Genomic DNA, 19,871 nt, shown 5'->3' with positions numbered 1-19,871 from the left:
TAATGCACGTTTAAGCTTAGTTGAACTTACTTTTCAGGCTCAATCCCATTTGTAGTTTTTTCAACCTGAGCAGGGCTTCTATATAATAATAATCTGCATATATAATTGAAGTATCTATTTCCGAACCATTAGGTTTATGGCCGGTTGAATGCAACAAAAAAGCTGTGTTTTTATCTTTGCTCTGATATGCCGGTGAAGAAAGCGAGGCCAGCATTTGTTCTGCAGCCTTGCGGTATTTTTGTGCTTTTTCTTTATCCTTAACCAAAGTAGACAGCTCTAAAAGGCCCGAAGCCACAACTGCCGCTGCTGAGGCATCTTTAGGGGCATCAGGAATTGCGGGGTCATTAAAATCCCAATAGGGAACCTGATCTGAAGGTAATTTATCAAGGTAAACGTCTGTTACTTTCTGTGCAAAATCAAGAAAAGGCAAATACCCGGTTTCGCGGAAACACATGGTATAGCCATAAATGGCCCAAGACTGCCCGCGTGCCCACATGGAGCTATCCGCGTATCCCTGATGCGTTAGCCCCTTTATTTTTTTCCCGGTCTCCCTGTCATAAATTACCGCATGGTAAGCACTGTAATCTGGTCTGAAATGATTAGCCATGGTAACTTTGGCATGCGATAAGGCGATATTATACAATTTCCTGTCCCCCCCATTTTTAGAGGCCCAAAACAACATTTCCAGGTTAATCATATTATCGATAATGGTATTATGTTGTGGCCATTGCATGTGTGGTACAGCCCTCGGCCAGGATAAGATGGTACCCACTTTAGGGTTAAAAAGCGTGGCCAATGTATCGGCAGCATTTAATATTATGGCCTTAAATTTTGCATTTCCGGTAAGCCGGTAGCCATTTCCATAGCTGTTAAAAATCTGAAAACCCAGGTCGTGGTCAATTGCATGCTGCTCTGAAAGCGGTTGAAGCGGTGCCGAAAAACGCGTTGCTTCGTTGAGCAAGGTTTTAGAACCCGTAGCTTCATAGCCGTACCAAAGTATGCCGGGCCAAAACCCGGAGCACCAGTCTTTATAGCCCACAAACTTCCAATCGGCAGATCCGGGGATAACCGATCTGGGGATACTGCCTTTCTGAACAGGAATAAGTTTTAAGGTCTTTTGTATTTGGGCCGTACAATACGCCAGCTCTTTGGATGCATCCACCTGGGCAGTTGCAGCTTTACTCAAAAGGCCCAATGTTACAATTAAATAAATAGCTAAATTTTTCATGTTGATATGGTCTATAGACAAATGAGGTTTACAGATATACTCAACAAAGCCGAAAAGATATTAAGATTGTTACCGCAATATTGGATATATCCCTGCCAGGGGCATATTGCAAAGCCAGAGATAAAAATTAAGGTATCCTGGTTTTAAACACTGAGGTTGTTTACCCCAAATGACTTATTTAAAATACATTCATGAAGTTAACATATGTCGAATATAATTTAACAAATGAGCCATTGTATTGAGGTGCGGGTTTCTAATTTCGTTTCAAGGCGGGATTGAAAAGTGTTACATCGATTATTAAGCCACTAACCAAATACCATATCATATGAGAACACTAAATTACCTAACAGGCATTATGCTGTCCGTTTTAGCGGTAGGCTGCCAAAAACAAAAGATTGAAAACCCCACAGTTATTCAATCCACAAAACGGGCGGTTACCATGCCCACCTCTACCAGTTATCCGAGTTATAATACTTCGCCGCAACCGGCAGATCAATCAGGCGTTGGCAGTACGGCCGCCCAGCTTGCAGCGAAATTTACACTGGGATGGAATGCCGGTAACAGCCTGGAAGCCATAGGTGGCGAAACCTACTGGGGTAACCCCGCACTCACCCAGGCAATGATTGACCAGGTAAAAAGAAGTGGTTTTACGGCGGTACGCCTTCCCTGCTCATGGAACCAGTATATGGCCAATACCAGCACTGCCCAGCTTCAGCAATCGTGGCTTAATAGGGTAAAAGATGTGGTCCAATACTGCGTGAATGATGGTTTGTATGTTATCCTGAATATCCATTGGGACGGTGGATGGCTTGAAAACAACTGTACCACTGCTCAACAGCCCTACGTAAATGCCATGCAAAAAGCATTCTGGGAACAGATTGCAACACAATTGCGCAATTTTGATGAACATGTTATTTTTGCCAGTGCCAATGAGCCGGCAGTTTCAGACGCTACGGGAATGGGGGTACTGTTATCCTATCACCAAACCTTTGTGAACGCGGTACGATCTACCGGTGGTAAAAATAGTTACCGCACGCTTGTAATCCAGGGGCCTAGTACCAGCATAGACTATACCAACAACCTGATGAATGCCTTACCAAATGATACGGCTCCCAACCGGCTAATGGTAGAAGTACACTACTATACCCCATTTAATTTCGCGGGTCTGGCTACTGACGCAAGTTGGGGAAATTCTTTTTACTATTGGGGTAATGGTTACCACTCTACAACTGATGCTTCGCGCAATGCAACTTACGGAGAAGAGGGAGATGCCGGACCACAATTTGCCCTGATGAAAACAAAGTATATCGATAAAGGTATACCGGTTGTACTTGGAGAATATGGCGCCATCAGAAGGCCTAATACTTTATCAGGCGATAACTTAACTTTACACCTGGCCAGCAGGGCTTATTATATCAACCACGTAACCCGTCAGGCGGTTCAATACGGGTTAAAACCGTTTTATTTTGATGACGGGGCTTCGGGAAACAATGCATTCAGGATCCTCGACAGGCAAAATATTGGTTCAGCTGACCAACAAGCCCTGGCAGCGGTTGTACAGGCAGGTCAAAATGCCAGCACCTCAAGCATTCAGGCCGGGCAAACTTACCAGATTTACAACAGGTATAGCTTTAAAGCCCTTGAAGCTGCCGGATGGGGTAGTTCAAACGGAACAGTTGCACAGCAATGGCTATATAGTGTAGGTGCTAACCAACAATTTAAGGTAGAAGATGCAGGCGGCGGATTATTCCGTCTTACGCCTGTTCATGCACCTACGAAGTGCCTGGAAATTAACGGTTGGAGTACTGCTGATGGCGGACAAGCCGTTTTGTGGGATTACAATGGCACCGCTAACCAAAAATGGTCTATCCAGATAACAGACAATGGCTATTACCGCATCACGAATGCAAATAGTGGGAAAGCCCTGGATGTAACAGGTTCCTCATTAAACAATGGAACTGCGGCGATACAATGGACGTACTCCGGAGGAAGAAATCAACAATGGGGATTTGTAAAAATTTAAAAAACAAGGCCTGCAATTAAATTTACTGAAAACCTGATGTAACAAAGGCTTCATCAATTGCGATGAAGCCTTTGTTATTATTAACGTGAATTTGGGTCTTAATTTCGTCATTGCGAACAGGGTGCAACGTAGCCGAGAACCACGAAGTGCTCAGCAAAGCTAACTCTGTCTAGATAGAACTCTCTCCCGAATATTCGGGACTGCGCTTCAGTCGAGATGACGATTCCTCCAGGGGCCTGTCAATCGTAGCCTGTCGAAGGACCTTACCTAAATACTTTAAAGGTGTTTCGATACTTCGTCAAGCTCAGTACAGGTTAAACTCAACATAACAGATTATAAGTGAAATTACAAATATGGTACAGCCTCTTGGTTGTTATTAGGATATGATTTAACGCGAAAAAGTTAAGGTTCCGAAGCCGAGCTGATCGTAGCTCCCACTGGTAGAACCATAATCGCCGCCTCCACCCTCAGGCCTTACTTTTTCGGCAAATTGGGTAGTATACTGGGCAGACTTACCTTTTATTTTTACGTAATAATTGTATACCAGCTCCCATCCCGGACGGATATTCCCCCGGCCAGCACTTGAAATAACCGTGTGATTTGAATTTTCACAATTGTTGTAAGTGGTAAACGGAACAGTATTAGTAGTATTGATGTTATAGGCCGCTATATATTCGCTAACCCCCAAAAGCGGTGGATTAACATGACTCCATGGATTATAATCGAAAAAATTCTGACCCTGGTTATACAGCATCTGGCAAAAGGTTCCGAAAAGCGGAACCTCCATTGTGGCATGCCCCTGGTCTCTCCCTGCCTCCTGTGCCTGGTCCATACCATTTGGATAAGTTGCTGTGGTTACCCGTCCGATAAAGGCCGTACCAGTGCCACTATGCTGGTAATAATTTATTGCATAATTAATTTTAGCCACATCATCGCAAAGGATACCAATGGCCAGCACGGTACATAGGTTTGACATGTCCCAGTTTAGCCAGTAATGGGTGCCACAAGTATTGTTATGCCTGTTCAGAAAATCGCTCGAAACCGGATAATATACATTAAGCATAAAATTTTTAAAAGCCGTAAAATCTGCTGCAGACCAACCACTGTAACCCCGCATAATTTCTGCTGCATTGGCCCATTGGTAACCTTGCAAACCAGCTGCTAATTGTTTATTGCTATCGCCATCAATATACTTGCACTTACGCGCCCAGGCATTCATAATCGCAACAGCGTTTGCGCCGCAGGCTGCATCGCCCTTAATTTTCCATCGTAAAGCATTTTGATAAGCTGCTGCAGCATCCTGACATGCCTGAATGTAATTTTCCCCTCTTCCGCTTGCAGCCCGTCCGCGCACAATCGTATCAACCGGCCGTGGAACATAGGTGGCTGCAGAACGGCCGTTGGCGACCAGTTTATTCCAACCATCCAGCCAGGGCTGCGCCCCTGCATTTACCTTGGTTGTCATTCGCGTAAAATCAGCAGCCGAATGGAGCATTCCAGGGTGTACTACCGAGGTTACCTGGCCCAGCGCAGCAACGGCCATTTGTTTGCCGGATAGCGATCCGGTGCCCAGGCTTGAGGGATCCTCTCCAGCGATCGGCTTACTGCATCCGCAAAAGATTAAAGCGCATAGCATCAATTGATTCATTTTTGTTTTCATAGGATATATATAAATTGGTTAAGCTAATTTGGCAGCAGCAATGTATCCCTTGGAAGATAATTGCCGGTATTTAAAGTAACTCCAATAGGGTATTTGTTTCTACGTTATTTAAAACAAAAGGTTGCTTAAGCAACCTTTTGTTTAGTGATATTCTTATTTATTTATCTACAATCAGCCTGATCGGTGTCAGGTTATTCAGATACACGAAATAAACACCTAAGCGGTAATTTCCGGAAAGGCTTACCTGCAGATCGCGGTCTGTGGCACGGTGGCTTCCGCTCTGCATTATCCTGCCTGTAACATCCCTAACCGTTACCTTAATGTTTTGATCCCTCAGATCAGGCGTAAGCCTTACTTTGAAAGACTGCTCTTTAACCGGGTTCGGATAGATGATATTGCTGGTTGAAGACTCTGGAGCAAGGACTTGTGCCGGGATTACTCCTGAACGGGTTTGTGTGCTCGAAAGATTTCCCGGTTGGCCGTAACCCGCTGCAACAGGTTCTGTTCCGTACACCAGTTGCCCCTTGTAATACAAGGTGATGTGTGCGTTGGTATCCATTGCTGCTTTTGGCCGATACGAATGATCGTCAGACTCGTTAAAGGCCGACCAGTTGCTTTTATAGATGCGGAACTGGATATTTCCGGTACTGCTTAACGGATGTAATTTTCCTGCCGACTGATCGATCGATAATTCCAGGTGGGTATCGGCTCCGGCCAGTGAAGGACTGATCTCTGTAAACTGCCCCCTGATCTTATTATTCCCCAGTTTGGCATAATCAACCATCATATTCAAGCCGGCTGTTCCTTCTTTGCTAAACCAGTAACGCGCAGTAAGATCGCTATAATCAATGGCGCTGTTGCCTGTGTTTTTAATGGCAATAAAAGCACTGATCGTATTAGTGTTTGCTGTCTGGTTCTGATTCTGGTACAACACATTCAGTTTGGTTGTAACTGGCACAAGGGCTGGTTCTTCTCCGGATATCAATTTACCGTTGCGGTATAAAGTTATCCGGTTATTTGTGCCATAGCTGCCGGTATTGGCCTGGTAAGAATAATCATCTGCTTCTGAAAAATCAGACCAATCCTGGTTGGCAAACCTGGTACGGATTACCCCGCTGTTGCTGTTTGCATTTAACTTTCCACCTGGTACAAAACTGTATTCCACATAACCCAGTGCTCCTGAAGCAGGATTTGGCAGTTGTACATATTTCATTTTCACGTTGCTGTTTCCCATCTGGGCATAGTCTACCCAGGCATTTATCCCGGCGTAATTTTCTGCTGTAAACCAGTAACGCATGGTTAACTCGTTGTAGTATACCCCGATCGAATCCTGGTTAACCAGGCTGAAATTTGGCCTGATCACGTTATTGGTCAGCTGGCCGCCATCGCCATCCATTGATTGGACCTGGATATTAAAAGGGATCACGTTCAACAGCTGGGTTGCAATGGCAGCAGCATAAGTGCCGTTACCTGCCTGTTTTGCTGTAATAACGGCCGTTCCCTTACCAAGCACCTGGAGCTTATCATTTACGATCTTTGCAACTGTGGTATCGGAACTTGAATAGCTAACCGGTAAATTAGCGCTTGTTGTGGCACTTAATGTTAGCTCGGCATCTCCTATCCTTTTGGCAGGTAAGCTGGCGAAACTAATGGTCTGTTCAACCTTATGAATGGTTAAGGCCTGGCTTACAGGTGCGGCCGTTGCGTAGGTTGCATTGCCTGCCTGCGTGGCCGTAATAGTGGTCACGCCTGCTCCTTTAACCTGGATCATGTTGTTGGCAACCGTTGCCACTGTGGTGTCTGAACTGGCATAACTGATGGCCAAACCAGAACTGGAAACGGCACCAGCGTTAAAGCTTGTATCGGTAACCGCTTTTTCTGGCAAAGCATTAAAGGTGATGGTTTGCGCAACTTTATGAACGGTTAAGGCCTGGCTTACAGGTGCGGCAGCTGCATAGGTTGCATTGCCTGCCTGGCTAGCCGTAATGGTGGTAACACCTGCTCCTTTAACCTGGATCATATTGTTAACAACCGTTGCCACTGTGGTGTCTGAACTGGCATAACTGATGGCCAAACCAGAACTGGAAACTGCACCAGCGTTAAAGCTTGTATCGGTAACCGCTTTTTCTGGCAAAGCATTAAAGGTAATGGTTTGTGCGGTTGTTAAATTTTCGGCAATCTCTGCATCACTTAATGCCCTGCTGTAAATCTTAAACTCATCTATTGAGCCTTTAAAAAGGGGATCATTGAACTGTGATTTACCCAGGTAATTCAGCGTAGTGCCTGTGGTTGTACCTGAAGCGGTGAGTTGCGAAGGTTTAATGGTCAGGTTGGTATTGGTGGCTGCCAAATTACCGTTAATATACAGTTTTGCCGTATTTCCCGATTGGGTAACCGCCAGATGTGTCCAGGTATCCAGCGGGAAAGCGAAGTTAGCACTTACGTTTAACTCTGTACCCCCGTTTTTAATCGCATAACGAACGGTTGATAGCTTTACCCCATTTACCGTAGGCGTTCCCTGCTGAACGGTAAGGAACATGTATTGTGTGGTGCTTGTACCAAAATCGAAAACACGCATCCAGGTAGACAGTGCATCCATTCTTACCCAGCTCGAAACGGTAAAATCAGATACTGTTTTTACAATTCCTGTTGGCAAGGTGACATAAGAAGTAGCCATACCATCCAGTTTGAGCGAGTTACCCGGTTTCCCGGCTGCACGGGTTGCCGTTGCTGCCAATGCCCCATGTGTAGCCCCCCAGCTGTCGATGGCCCAGGTGCCGCCAGCCTCATCGAATTTAAGGTAAGTAAGCTGGCCAGCCGCAGGTTTTGCAGTTACCGCTGTACCCGGAGGCAATTCTCCTATGCTATCAACTGCTGCAATCACATAGTAATATGTAGTTCCATTGCTCACACCGGTATCAGTAAACCTAGGGGTGCCTGTACTACCCATTGCAGTGTAAGGACCTCCTAATGTGGTTGAACGCTTAACGTTATAGGTAAAGTTCTGAATAGCATCCCATTCGAGCACAATTTTTGCATCCCCTGAAGCAACAATAACATTGCTTACCACATTATTTTTTACCGTTAAAGTGATCGTTTGGGTATTGGCAATGGTGTCTTTAAGAGCGCCAATGGTTACAGAAAAGGTGCCATGCTCAGTAGGTGTACCCGATATTACACCCGTTGTAGAATTTATACTTAGGCCAGCAGGCAAACCTGTTGCCGTAAAATTACTTAATGGCTTATCGGTAATGGTATAGCTAAATGGCCTACCTTTTAAGGTAGTAAGCTGGGTTTTATTGGTAATGCCAACCCACAATGTTCTTGATTGTGATACCGGCCCATACATTTCATCCCCTGCCTGTGATGCTGTAATGATAGCCGTTCCGGCCGATATGATGTGGATATTTCCATCCACTATCGTTGCAACAGCGGGGTTCGAACTGGTGTATTCTACCGGGAGACCTGAAGAAGCAACAGCTTCGGGATCAAAATCATCACTACCAACCAGTTTAGGTGTAATGGTATTAAAGGATATGGTTTGGAAAGCCTTCATACCCTCTACAATTTCAGAAGCACTTAAAGCCCGCTTGTAAATCTTAAACTCATCAATTGAACCTCTGAACATCGGATCATTAAATTGACCTTTGCCCAGGTAGTTTAAATTGGTACCGGTAGTAGTACCCGTAGGGGTAAGTTGTGAAGGATTAATATTAATTGCGGTATTGGTTGATTTCAGCACGCCATTGATATACAATTTGGCTGTGGTTCCGGATTGGGTAACCGCCAGGTGTACCCAGGTATTCAACGGGAAGGCATATGGAGAAGTGATGCCTAACTCTGTACCCCCGTTTTTAGTCCCATATTTAACGGTTGATAAGGTTACTCCATTTGCTGTAGTGGTTCCTCCCTGCACGGTAAGGTACATATACTGGTTAGTACCGGTACCAAAATCAAATACACGCATCCAGTTGGTAAGGGCATCCATTTTTACCCAGGCTGAGATGGTAAAATCAGTTACCTTACTCACAATTCCGGTAGGAAATGTAACATAAGAAGTGCTTGCCCCATCCAGCTTAAGGGCATTTCCTGTTTTACCTGCATCACGTGTTGCTGTAGCTGCCATAGTGCCATAAATAGTTCCCCAGCTGCTCACACAACGATTTCCGCTGCTTTCGTCAAACTTCAGGTAAACCATTCCTATATTGCGTGAGGCCGAAACTTCCTGGCTGGATGCAACACCATCCGGCGAAGCAACGATGTAATAATAAAGTGTCCCATTCACAACAGCAGTATCAGTAAACGCTGTGGTGTTTACTGTGGCAATATCGGTATAAGGCCCGCCCGGAGTAGTTGAACGTTTAATCGTATAGGTTAAATTCGCAATTGGATCCCATTCCAGGATGTTTCTTCCATCAGTCGCCGAAGCGGTCACGTTTATCGGAACCGTTCCAACCGGAACAAAACGGAAAGGAAAAGTATAGGGAACCGGATCGTTATCATTTCCAAGTACAGCAAGTATCTGATTACCGCTCTTATACCAGTACCCGTTTCCGGCACTTTGTGCCCGCTGAACCGCATACGAGGTACCATTACCATAAATATTAAATGAATTGTAAGCCTCGTTGTAGGCAATAACATTACGGCCAAATAAGGCATCCTCATAGATGTAATTGCTAAATGCCGGAAGTGGTGAGCTCAAGCAAATAATTTTATACCTACCGTTCGCCTGCTTTTTCACATTCCACATTTGAGTTAAGGGATTAGGATTCGACACATCAAATAAAGGCCGGTTGGTCTCGTTCTTCGTCCATAACGAATCGCTGTCAAGCGGTTTAAGGTAGTAATTCCCGTCAGCAAGGGTATTCGTAAAGTAGTACATAGCAGACTTATACCGTTCCATTGCATTCTCCAATATCGTAACATAGTCACTGATCTGAAAAACCGTTGATTGGGGAGTATATAAGGATTGCACATGGGTGATACTATCGTTCAACTGTACCTTGGCCGCCACCGGAAATTTACCGCCTTCACCTGTCGTACTGGTTTGGGTGGTATCGCGTAATTTTATCGCTTCAGCCAGTGTTTTAAGGTAAGCGGAAGACATGTCTGATTGCGTAACCTGTTCTATTCTATAAATCTGGTTAGGATTATCCAGCCACCTGTTCAGGTTCATTGCGGCACCATTTAAAGTACTCGAGCTGGCTACCTCCAATGCTTTCTGGCTTGGTTTTCCAACAATACTGAACGTGCCGTTCTCCCGGTCCTTAATAGACCATATCTGGGCTGAATCTGTAGCCGAATAGCTTCGCTGCTCCACAGGAGCATTATTGGTTACGGCATTGTTCACCACATCCATTGCTTTTCCACTCCGCAGGTTTACAATCTTATAATCCGTACCGGATACAGGCGTTATTCGCCAATGCTGGTTACTGGACGAAGAATAGGCATTTTGTCCCAATAAGGCTCCTTCGGCTAGTGAACCGTTTTTAACCTCCACGGCTTTATTGCTGTGTACAGCTATGATCCGGTACACCCCATTAAAACTATCTGAATTTAAGACCTGCGGAACCGGTGGCGCCTCCGGAGTACCTCCATCTCCCGGCGAATCTGCACTGGTGCCCGCAGTATTTACTGCACAAACCTTATAATAATAAGTCTGGCCGTTTGATAAATTATTATCCAGAAAGGTATTTCCGGAAAGGCCTGTGGCAATGGTAGAATAGCTCCCGTTCAGAGAAGACGACCGCTTAAGCGTATAACTCACTGCACCAAAGGAGGATAGCCACCTTACCCGCATCTCTTTATCTCCGGGATAGGCATATACCGAAAGCGGAGCCTGGGGTGCAGTAATCACTCCTCCCTGGCCCCCGGTAATACTTACATTACTAAAAGTAGAGGTGTTTAAAGCACCATTGCCAGATGAACAAACCGCCAGGCCAATGTAGGCTGTACCGGTAAAGCCAGTATACCTGCCCTCATGTGAGGCCGCCCAGCTTACCCCATCAGGAGAATAATAAACGGCAATCATCTCCCCTACACGTTCAACTTTCACCCAATAAGGAATGGCGGTTACTGGCCTCGATGCTTTCTCATAATAAGCACCGCCCCTTAGTTCTGACCATCCATGCATAAATGCCTCGGCTTTCACCTCCGGAGTTATCGCTATCCATGCCCTCTGTGCGGCATTAGGGGTCAGATCAGAACGGAGCATTACTCCGGCTTTAGCACTGGAAGTCGTACCCTCAACCGATTCCACTTTAGCAATGAGGGAACAATTTCCGGTCACTTCCTTATAAACAAAATGCAAAGCATCTGCTCCATGGGTCCAGATATCGCCTTTTCCTTTTACCGTCCACACATTGTTGTTGTAGGAACTGCTTCCGGCAGCCGATACCGTGCCTATGTCAATCGAGGTTAAGCCCCCTGTTCCAACTTTTGTGGGCTCAGGAACAATTTCTGTTTGAGCCGGTACGGTGGCCGTAGCATTGTCTTCTGATTTATAGAACCAGGTAATTACCGGGTCAAAACGTCTGGGGATGTTATTTAGCAGTTTGTTCAGGTAAACCGAACTTTGCTTTTTACGGACTACATAAGCCCCATGCGCTATAGTCGGGCCAAACCTTCCCTGATCCCATGCAGTGGTCACGTCATTTAAATAATAGGCATCGATAGTGCCAAAAGGTACGTAAGGGATTGGCAGGCTTAAATTTTTCCTGGAAAAATATTCGGCATTGGCCATGATCCGGTCTTCCAGGTCCGAATAAATATCGATACCCTGTTTATAGAGCACTTCGGCCACGAAGGTCAGGTTGTTAAATGTCCCGTGGGCGTGTCCCTGGTCCCTTAAACTTTCTCCGTTCTGGCCATTGGGTAAGGTATTTTTAAGCCCGCAAGAGGCAATGTATCTGGACAGGTAGACGATATGCGCCATTTTAGCAGGATCGTCGGAAAATGCCGCGATCACCGCTCCTGCAGATATACTCAGGTTACCTTTATTGGATGGGCCTATAGCATAAAAAGTGCAACCTGAAGCTGGCCAGTATACATTATTAAAGAGGTTTTTTACGGCGGTAGTATTTGCCGCCGTCCAGCCACTCCAGGTTCCGCGAAGAATAGAAGCCGCGCCTCCATAAGCATACGCATAATCCCCCAGGTCAAGGTTACCCAACTGGCCTCCAAACTCTGTTTGGGTGGTGGCCCAGGCAATTAAAATATCCCTGGCCTTTGCAGCATAGGCCTCATTGTCAGTAAAATACCACATGAGTGATAAATAAAAGGCTGCCGTCATGTCGTTTCTCCAACGGTAAAGGTTTAAATCCGGACTACGGGTAACCGTAGCAAAAGCCTGGTAAGTATAGGTCAACTGAGCTTTGCCATCGGCAGCCATCACATCATAAGCCTGTTTCCAGGGATAATCCCCGGCCTTGATGTGTGCTTTCAGAATACTCAGATCGGAAGCCGATAGCGGAGCCCCCGGGTGCACAAAGGTTTGGGATCGTGCAGAGAAGCAGACACTCAAAATGAATGAAAGCAGGATAAAAAAGTACTTGTTCATCATATTTAATGGTTTAGGTTATCAATTATTTAAAGGGTTGCAGAAAATTGAAATGCCAGGTAAAGCTTTTAACAGGTTCTTTGCTAAAAAAAGAATAGCTGATGGGTTATATCAGTTAAAAGAATCCAAAAGCAGCACGGGCCTATCATCTTCGCAGCTGCGTTGAGGAGGATCCTTACAGGCAGTTGCCTGAATATGATGCGTTTTAAGTGAGACCATTTAATTTATTGGAGCAATAGTTTAGTATCAGGCATTGGTGCTGAGGCAAGCCAGGTTCATTTACCACATAGATCAATTGAATACAAAAGACTGTTAAACAGTCTTTTGTATTCAGAAATTCTTATTTATCGACAATCAACCTGATCGGCGTCAGGTTATTCAGGTACACGAAATAAACACCTAATCGGTAGTTTCCGGAAAGGCCCACCTGCAAATCGCGGTCTGCAGCACGGTAGCTTCCGCTCTGTATGATCCTGCCCACCACATCCCTAACTGTTACCTTAATGTTTTGATCCCTCAGGTCAGGCGTGAGCCTCACTTTGAAAGACTGCTCCTTAACCGGGTTCGGATAGATGATATTGCTGCTTGAAGATTCTGGGGCAAGGGGTTGTGCCGGCATTATACCTGAACGGGGCTGTGTACTCGAAAGACTGCCCGATTGGCTGAAACCAGCGGTTGTACCTTCGGCAGCAATTTCAGCATCACTTAATGCCCTGCTGTAAATCTTAAACTCATCAATTGAGCCTTTAAAAAGGGGATCATTAAACTGTGATTTACCCAGGTAGTTCAGCGTAGTGCCCGTCGTAGTGCCCGAAGCAGTAAGCTGCGAAGGTGTAATGTTCAGGTTGGTATTGGTGGCTGCCAAATTACCGTTAATATACAGCTTTGCCGTATTTCCCGATTGGGTAACCGCCAGATGTGTCCAGGTATCCAACGGGAAGGCAAAGTTGGCACTTACGTTTAACTCTGTCCCTCCGTTTTTAGCGGCATAACGAACGGTTGATAGCTTTACCCCATTTACCGTAGGCGTTCCCTGCTGAACGGTAAGGAACATATATTGCGCAGTACTGTTGCCGAAATCAAATACACGCATCCAATTGGAAAATGCATCCATCCTTACCCAACTTGAAACGGTGAAATCAGATACTGTTTTTACAATTCCTGTAGGCAAGGTGGCATAAGAAGTACTTGTTCCGTCTAATTTAATTGAAGTTCCCTCTTGCCCGGCAGCACGGATTGCTGTTGCGGCCAATGTTCCATGCGTAGCCCCCCAGCTGTCAATGGCGCGGGTGCCGCCAGCCTCATTGAACTTGAGGTAAGTAAGTTGGCCGGCAGCAGGTTTTGCGGTTACTGCTGCGCTGGGAGAACCTTCACCCAAACTATCTACCGCTGTAACCACATAATAATAAGTAGTTCCATTACTTACTCCGGTATCAGTAAACTTATTGGTCGTTACATTTGATAAAGTTGAATAAGGACCACCCGGTGTAGTGGAACGTTTCACATTAAAGCTAAAACCCGGAAGAGCGTCCCATTCCACCACATTTTTGGCATCTCCCGAAGCAACAATAACATTGCTGACCATCTTCTCTACCGTTAAGGTAATGGTCTGCGTTCCCGGAATACTGTCATTGACCGCATTAATAAATAGCGGGAAGGTACCGTACTCCGTTGGTGTACCCGATATGATCCCGTTTGAGGCATTCAGGCTTAAACCCGCAGGTAAACCTGTTACATTAAAATCGCTTAGCGCATTATTGGTAATGGTATAGGTAAAGGGCCTGCCTATAACCGCGGTAGGCTGGGTATTATTGGTAATGGCAACCGACAATACTTTTGGTTGCGGCGTTGCAGGCCAGTAAACTGAATTCCCTGTCTGCGAAGCTGTAATAACGGTTGTTCCGGTAGTCAGAACACGGACTTTATTATTTACAATTTTTGCAACGGTGGTATCTGAACTGGTATAGGTTACCGGAAGCCCGGACGTTGCCGTAGCTGCAGGATCAAAATCAGCATCGCCCATGAGTTTAGGCGCAATGGCATTCATCGTGATAGACTGGCTGGTAAATGCGGAAACGATCTCCGCAGTACTTAAGGCCCTGCTGTAAATCTTAAACTCATCAATTGAGCCTTTGAACATAGGATTGGCAAACTGCGATTTACCCAGGTAATTTAAGTTGGTGCCGGTAGTCGTGCCCGAAGCGGTCAGCTGCGAAGGTTTAATCGTGATCCCGGTATTGCTGGCTACCAAAGTTCCATTGATATACAGGCTAGCCGTATTTCCGGATTGGGTAACGGCAAGATGCGTCCAGCCATTTAGTTGCAAAGGATAGTTAAAACTGACAATCTGATCTGCTCCCCCATTTTTAATTCTATAGCTAATGGTCCTTGTGGTGATGCCATTTACCGTAGAAGTTCCTGCCTGTACAGTCAGGAGCATGTATTGTGTAACCGTTGTCGCACCAACACCAAAGTCAAATACCCGCATCCAGGTAGAAAGTGCATCCATCTTTACCCAGGTGGAAATGGTAAAATCATTTAAGCCACTCACAATACCAGCGGGTAAGGTTGCATAGGCATTGGCCGAACCATCCAGTTTAAGCGCATTTCCGGATCTCCCGGTGCCACGGCTTGCCGACGAGGCCAATGTTGCATGTTTAGCTCCCCAACTATCAAAGGCAGTACCGCTTATTTCGTTAAATTTCAGGTAAATAAGCTGCCCAACATTGGGTGAGGCCGCCACCACCGGGCTGGAAGCCAGGCTATCTGGCGAAACTACCCGGTAGTAATAGGTAGTTCCGTTGCTCACACCCACCGTATCAATATACCTGAGGGCATTGGCGCTGGCGCTGATCGTAGCGAGTGTAGTATAAGGACCAGCTGATGCCGTTGCGCGTTTTACGGTATACGTTAAGTTCGGGATAGGGTCCCAATCCAGGATGTTTTTCCCATCGCCTGCTGCTGCTTTCAGGTTTATGGGGATAACTCCGACCGGCACCAAACGGAAAGGAAAATTATAAGGTATAGGATCGTTCGTATTGCCACCTACAGCTAATATTTTATTACCACTTTGATACCAGTAGCCGTTCCCTGCGTTTTGCGCACGCTGAACGGCATAAGAAGTTCCGTCAAAGTAAATATTAAACGAATTCCAGACATCCGAATAGTTATTGGTACCAAACTGGGCGTTCTCGTTTAGATAGTTCTTATACGATGCCGGCGCACTCAGGCAAGCAATTTTATACCTGCCATTCCCCTGTTTGGCAACATTCCAGATCTGTAGCTGGGGCTCAGGACTTGCTACATCGAATAAAGGTATATTCGTATCATTCTTAGTCAATAATGAATCACCGATTAGCGGTTTAAGATAATAATACCCATTAGCCAGCATATTGGTCTGGTAATATTTAGCGGCTAAGTACCGTTTCATCGCATTATCCAATACAGTAATGTAGCTACTTACCTGGATAACTGTTGATTGTGAATTGTATTGAGACTGGACATAGCTAATGCTGTCATTTAACTGGGCATTGGCCGTTACCGGGAATTTACCCGGTACATTGGTGGTACTCGTCTGGGTGGTATCGCGTAACTTGATGGCGTCCGCAAGTTTTTTAAGGTAGGCAGCAGATATTTCAGAGGCCGAAACAGGTTCTATCCTGTAGATCTGGTTAAAGTTATCAGTCCACCTGTAAATATCCATTGATCCCCCCTCAGCGGTACTTGATCCCGGAACCTCCAGCGATTTCCCACTTTGCTTGCCAACAATGCTAAAGGTACCGTTAAACCGGTCTTTGATCGTCCATACCTGGGCGGCATCGCTTGCCGAATAGCTACGCTGCTCAATCAGTGCACCATCCGTTGTGGCATTAGACACCACATCCATGGCCTTTCCACTGCGCTGGTTAATGATCTTATAATCGGTACCGGATATAGGGTTGATGATCCAATGCTGGTTGCTTAAATAATCATAAGTCTTCTGTCCGATTAAGGCACCATCGGCTGTTGATCCATTTTTAACCTCCACGGCCTTATTACTATGCGTAACTATGATCCGGTATACCCCATTTAAAGCAGCTGAACTTAATACCTGTGGAACCGGTGGTGCCTCCGGAGTAGCCCCATCTCCCGGCGAATCTGCACTGGTACCCGCAGTATTTACCGCGCAAACTTTATAATAATAGGTCTGGCCGTTGCTTAAGTTCTGATCCAGAAAGGTATTTCCGGAAAGGCCCGTAGCTATGGTAGAATAGGTCCCGTTCAGAGAAGAAGAGCGTTTAAGCGTATAGCTCGCTGCACCAAAGGAAGATAACCACCTTAACCGCATATTTTTATCTCCGGGGTAGGCATATACCGAAAGCGGAGCTTCGGGTGCGGCAACCACCCCTCCCTGCCCGCCGGTAACACTCACATTACTAAAAGTAGCGGTATTTAAAGCACCATTAACATTGGAACAAACCGCGAGGCCAATGTAGGCCGTGCCGGTAAAGCCCGTATACCTGCCCTCATGCGCTGCCGCCCAGCTTACCCCATCAGGAGAATAATAGGTGGCAATCATCTCCCCTACACGTTCAATTTTCACCCAGTAAGGAATACCGGTTACGGGCCTTGACGATTTTTCATAATAGGCACCACCCCTTAGTTCTGACCATCCATGCATAAACGACTCGGCTTTTACACCTGGGGTTATCCCTATCCATGCCCTTTGCGCGGCATTAGGGGTCAGATCAGAACGGAGCATTAAGCCTGCCCGGGCATTCTGGGCACCGCCCCCGGTAGTTTCTACCTTCGCAATGATAGAGCAGTTACCGGTCACTTGCTTGTAAACGAAGTGCAAAGCATCTGCCCCATGGGTCCACATATCACCGCTTCCTTTTACGGTCCACACATTGTTCGTGTAAGAACTGCTCCCGGCAGGTGAAGTGGCTCCGATATCAAGAGAGGTTAAGCCTCCCGTTCCAACTTTTGTCGGAACCGGAACTGTTTCGGTTTGCGCCGGAACAGTAGCTGTAGAATTGTCTTCCGACTTATAGAACCAGGTAATTACCGGGTCAAAGCGCCTTTGAATGGTGTTCAACAGTTTGTTCAGGTAAACTGAGCTTTGGTTTTTACGGACTACATAGGCCCCGTGAGCCAACGTTGGGCCAAACCTTCCCATATCCCACGGAACAGTTACATCATTTAAATAATAGGCATCAATAGTACCATAAGGCACGTAAGGGGTGGGTAAACTTAAATTTTTCCGGGCAAAATATTCGGCATTGGCCATAATCCGGTCTTCCAGCTCCGAATAAATGTCGATGCCCTGTTTATAAAGCACTTCGGCCACGAAGGCCAGGTTGTTCCAGGTACCGTGGGCATGCCCCTGGTCCCTCAAACTTTCCCCATTCTGCCCACTAGGCAAAGTATTTTTAAGCCCGCAGGAGGCGATATATCTCGAAAGGTAGAGGATATGGGCCATTTTAGCAGGATCGTCTGAAAATGCGGCGATTACAACACCAGCGGATAAACTCAGGTTACCTTTATTGGAGGGGCCCAGCGCATAACCACCACAACCCGATGGTGGCCAGTATACATTATTAAAGAGGTTTTTTACCGCTGCAGTGTTCGCTGCCGTCCAGCCGCTCCAGGTTCCGCGGAGGATCGATGCCGCTCCTCCGTAGGCATATGCATAATCCCCAAGGTCTAGGTTGCCCAACTGCCCTCCAAACTCTGTTTGGGTGGTGGCCCAGGCGATTAAAATATCCCTGGCTTTTGCAGCATAAGCCTGGTTTCCGGTAAAATACCACATCAGCGACATATTAAAGGCGGCCGTCATATCGTTTCTCCAACGGTAAAGGTTTAAATCCGGACTGCGGGTTACCGTAGCAAAAGCCTGGTAAGTGTAAGTCAGCTGCGACTTGCCATCGGCAGCCAGCACATCATAAGCCTGTTTCCAAGGGTAATCCCCGGCATCAATGTGTGCTTTCAGGATACTCAGATCGGAAGCCGACAGCGGAGTCCCCGGATGCACGAAGGTTTGGGATCGTGCAGAGAGGCAAACACTCAGCATAAATGAAAGCAGGATAAAAAAGTACTTGTTTTTCATAGTTGATGATTAGGTTATCAATTGATTATTTAGGGAATTGCAAAAAATTTGGGGTACCACTTAAAGATTTTAAGGGGTGCTTTGCTAAAAAAAAGTACCTGATCGGTTGTATCTGCTGAAAGGAGCCAAAAACAGTACAACAGCCAATCATCTTCCTGTGGTTTAGGATGATCGCTACAAGCAAAACCTGGGCATGATGCGTTTTAAGTGAGACCATTTGTTAATTTTATTGGAGCAAAATTTAGCATTAGGCGCGTTGGTGATGAGGCAACACAGGTTTATTTAATACATAGACAAATTAGTAAACTGACAATACTCTGTTTGTAAAAAATAGTATACAAATTAAAATCAGCCATCAGCAAGACCTGCATGACATAATATACGTTAGTTTGGTTGGGCCAATGTACATCACGTAAATTATACACACATTATATATTTGTTAACTATTGATTTAAACAAATCATTCCATTGGGTTTCCAGCTATTGGGCGCCGCAATGGCCAGCTAATTTAAAAATCTGATTTGGAGGATCTATCGCCACATGGCTCAACAAAGCTACACCCCTTGTAGAGATGAGCATACAATATCATTTAGGTATTTTATTGCAAAGTTGTTTTAGTACCTTGAGGGTACCAAAAAATAATGGACTGACAACCTGCTGAGCGATTATCAAAGCCAGTAATTTGGGCCTTATCCCGCCGAGGTAACCATCAAAGGTGTGTGATCAATTATTTAACTTTAAACCAAGGATTAAAGCTGCAGTATTATTAAGGTGACAGGGGCCCCTTGTTTTTACTTTTTTTTGAGAAAAAAAGCTCTTAATAGGGGATCACAAAAACTGACGAATATCGTATAATACTTTCATAATGAGACGTTTAGACTTGGTTAGTTATTTTATTATTTGGTTAGAACAAGCGAAAATTCCGCTCATTTATAATAAGACAACAACTATGCTTTTCTATACTCTCTCTATCTGATTTTTTTTAAAAACGAGACTAGCCCTGAAGAACGTTTAATTCAGCAAACCGTTTTTTTTAAACAGGAACATGCAAAGATCTATACAGCGAAGAAAATGTTCTTTTTCACTTTGTTTTTTTTGCAGTAGCTGTGTTTCCAGCCCCGGGCGAAGCGGCATCCCGGCAGCGTAGCGCAAGGATATAGCGCAGCACGGGAACAGACTCTAATTGTTGTAACTACCCCTGCGCTCCAAAATTATGATGTTTCTTTTTTGGAAAGCAGGTTCCTTGCCCGTCGGTTCGGGCAGTCCTTCTTTCCGCTTCTATCTTTTTGCGAGGGGTAGGCGGAAACATTTTTG

The 19,871-nt window shown here is 45.6% G+C and carries 5 protein-coding genes; 1 reads left to right on the top strand and 4 read right to left on the bottom strand.

Annotated elements, in window-relative coordinates; genetic code table 11:
• Positions 1-16: 16 nt before the first annotated feature.
• The gene (locus GGQ60_RS07505) at positions 17-1,228 is read right to left on the bottom strand and encodes a glycoside hydrolase family 88 protein (RefSeq protein WP_183761818.1); all 1,212 of its coding nucleotides are present in this window, start codon (positions 1,226-1,228) and stop codon (positions 17-19) included.
• Positions 1,229-1,553: 325 nt separating this feature from the next.
• Here GGQ60_RS07505 and GGQ60_RS07500 point away from each other — a divergent pair, with 325 nt between their 5' ends.
• Positions 1,554-3,251, top strand: a complete 1,698-nt coding sequence (locus GGQ60_RS07500; protein ID WP_183761815.1) for a cellulase family glycosylhydrolase — start codon at positions 1,554-1,556, stop codon at positions 3,249-3,251.
• A 388-nt stretch (positions 3,252-3,639) separates the two neighbouring features.
• Here GGQ60_RS07500 and GGQ60_RS07495 read toward each other — a convergent pair whose 3' ends face one another.
• The 3 genes from GGQ60_RS07495 to GGQ60_RS07485 form a co-directional block, all read right to left on the bottom strand.
• Positions 3,640-4,911 carry an alginate lyase family protein gene (locus GGQ60_RS07495; protein ID WP_183761812.1) on the bottom strand — a complete coding sequence of 424 codons (1,272 nt, stop codon included), beginning with the start codon at positions 4,909-4,911 and terminating at the stop codon, positions 3,640-3,642.
• 157 nt (positions 4,912-5,068) lie between these two features.
• Positions 5,069-12,472 (bottom strand): cellulose binding domain-containing protein, encoded by a 7,404-nt coding sequence (locus tag GGQ60_RS07490; RefSeq protein ID WP_183761810.1) that lies wholly within the window; start codon positions 12,470-12,472, stop codon positions 5,069-5,071.
• 337 nt (positions 12,473-12,809) lie between these two features.
• The gene (locus GGQ60_RS07485; RefSeq protein ID WP_183761807.1) at positions 12,810-18,557 is read right to left on the bottom strand and encodes a LamG-like jellyroll fold domain-containing protein; all 5,748 of its coding nucleotides are present in this window, start codon (positions 18,555-18,557) and stop codon (positions 12,810-12,812) included.
• Positions 18,558-19,871: the final 1,314 nt, after the last annotated feature.

Source organism: Pedobacter zeae, assembly GCF_014196715.1.
Classification (GTDB): Bacteria; Bacteroidota; Bacteroidia; order Sphingobacteriales; family Sphingobacteriaceae; genus Pedobacter; species Pedobacter zeae.
The sequence above is the reverse complement of the archived record's forward strand: the minus strand, read 5'-3'. Positions and strand labels throughout refer to the sequence as shown.

Coding starts and splice junctions, on each gene's coding strand:
- GGQ60_RS07505 (WP_183761818.1), bottom strand. CDS start 1,228: ATGAAAAATTTAGCTATTTATTTAATTGTAACATTGGGCCTTTTGAGT.
- GGQ60_RS07500 (WP_183761815.1), top strand. CDS start 1,554: ATGAGAACACTAAATTACCTAACAGGCATTATGCTGTCCGTTTTAGCG.
- GGQ60_RS07495 (WP_183761812.1), bottom strand. CDS start 4,911: ATGAAAACAAAAATGAATCAATTGATGCTATGCGCTTTAATCTTTTGC.
- GGQ60_RS07490 (WP_183761810.1), bottom strand. CDS start 12,472: ATGATGAACAAGTACTTTTTTATCCTGCTTTCATTCATTTTGAGTGTC.
- GGQ60_RS07485 (WP_183761807.1), bottom strand. CDS start 18,557: ATGAAAAACAAGTACTTTTTTATCCTGCTTTCATTTATGCTGAGTGTT.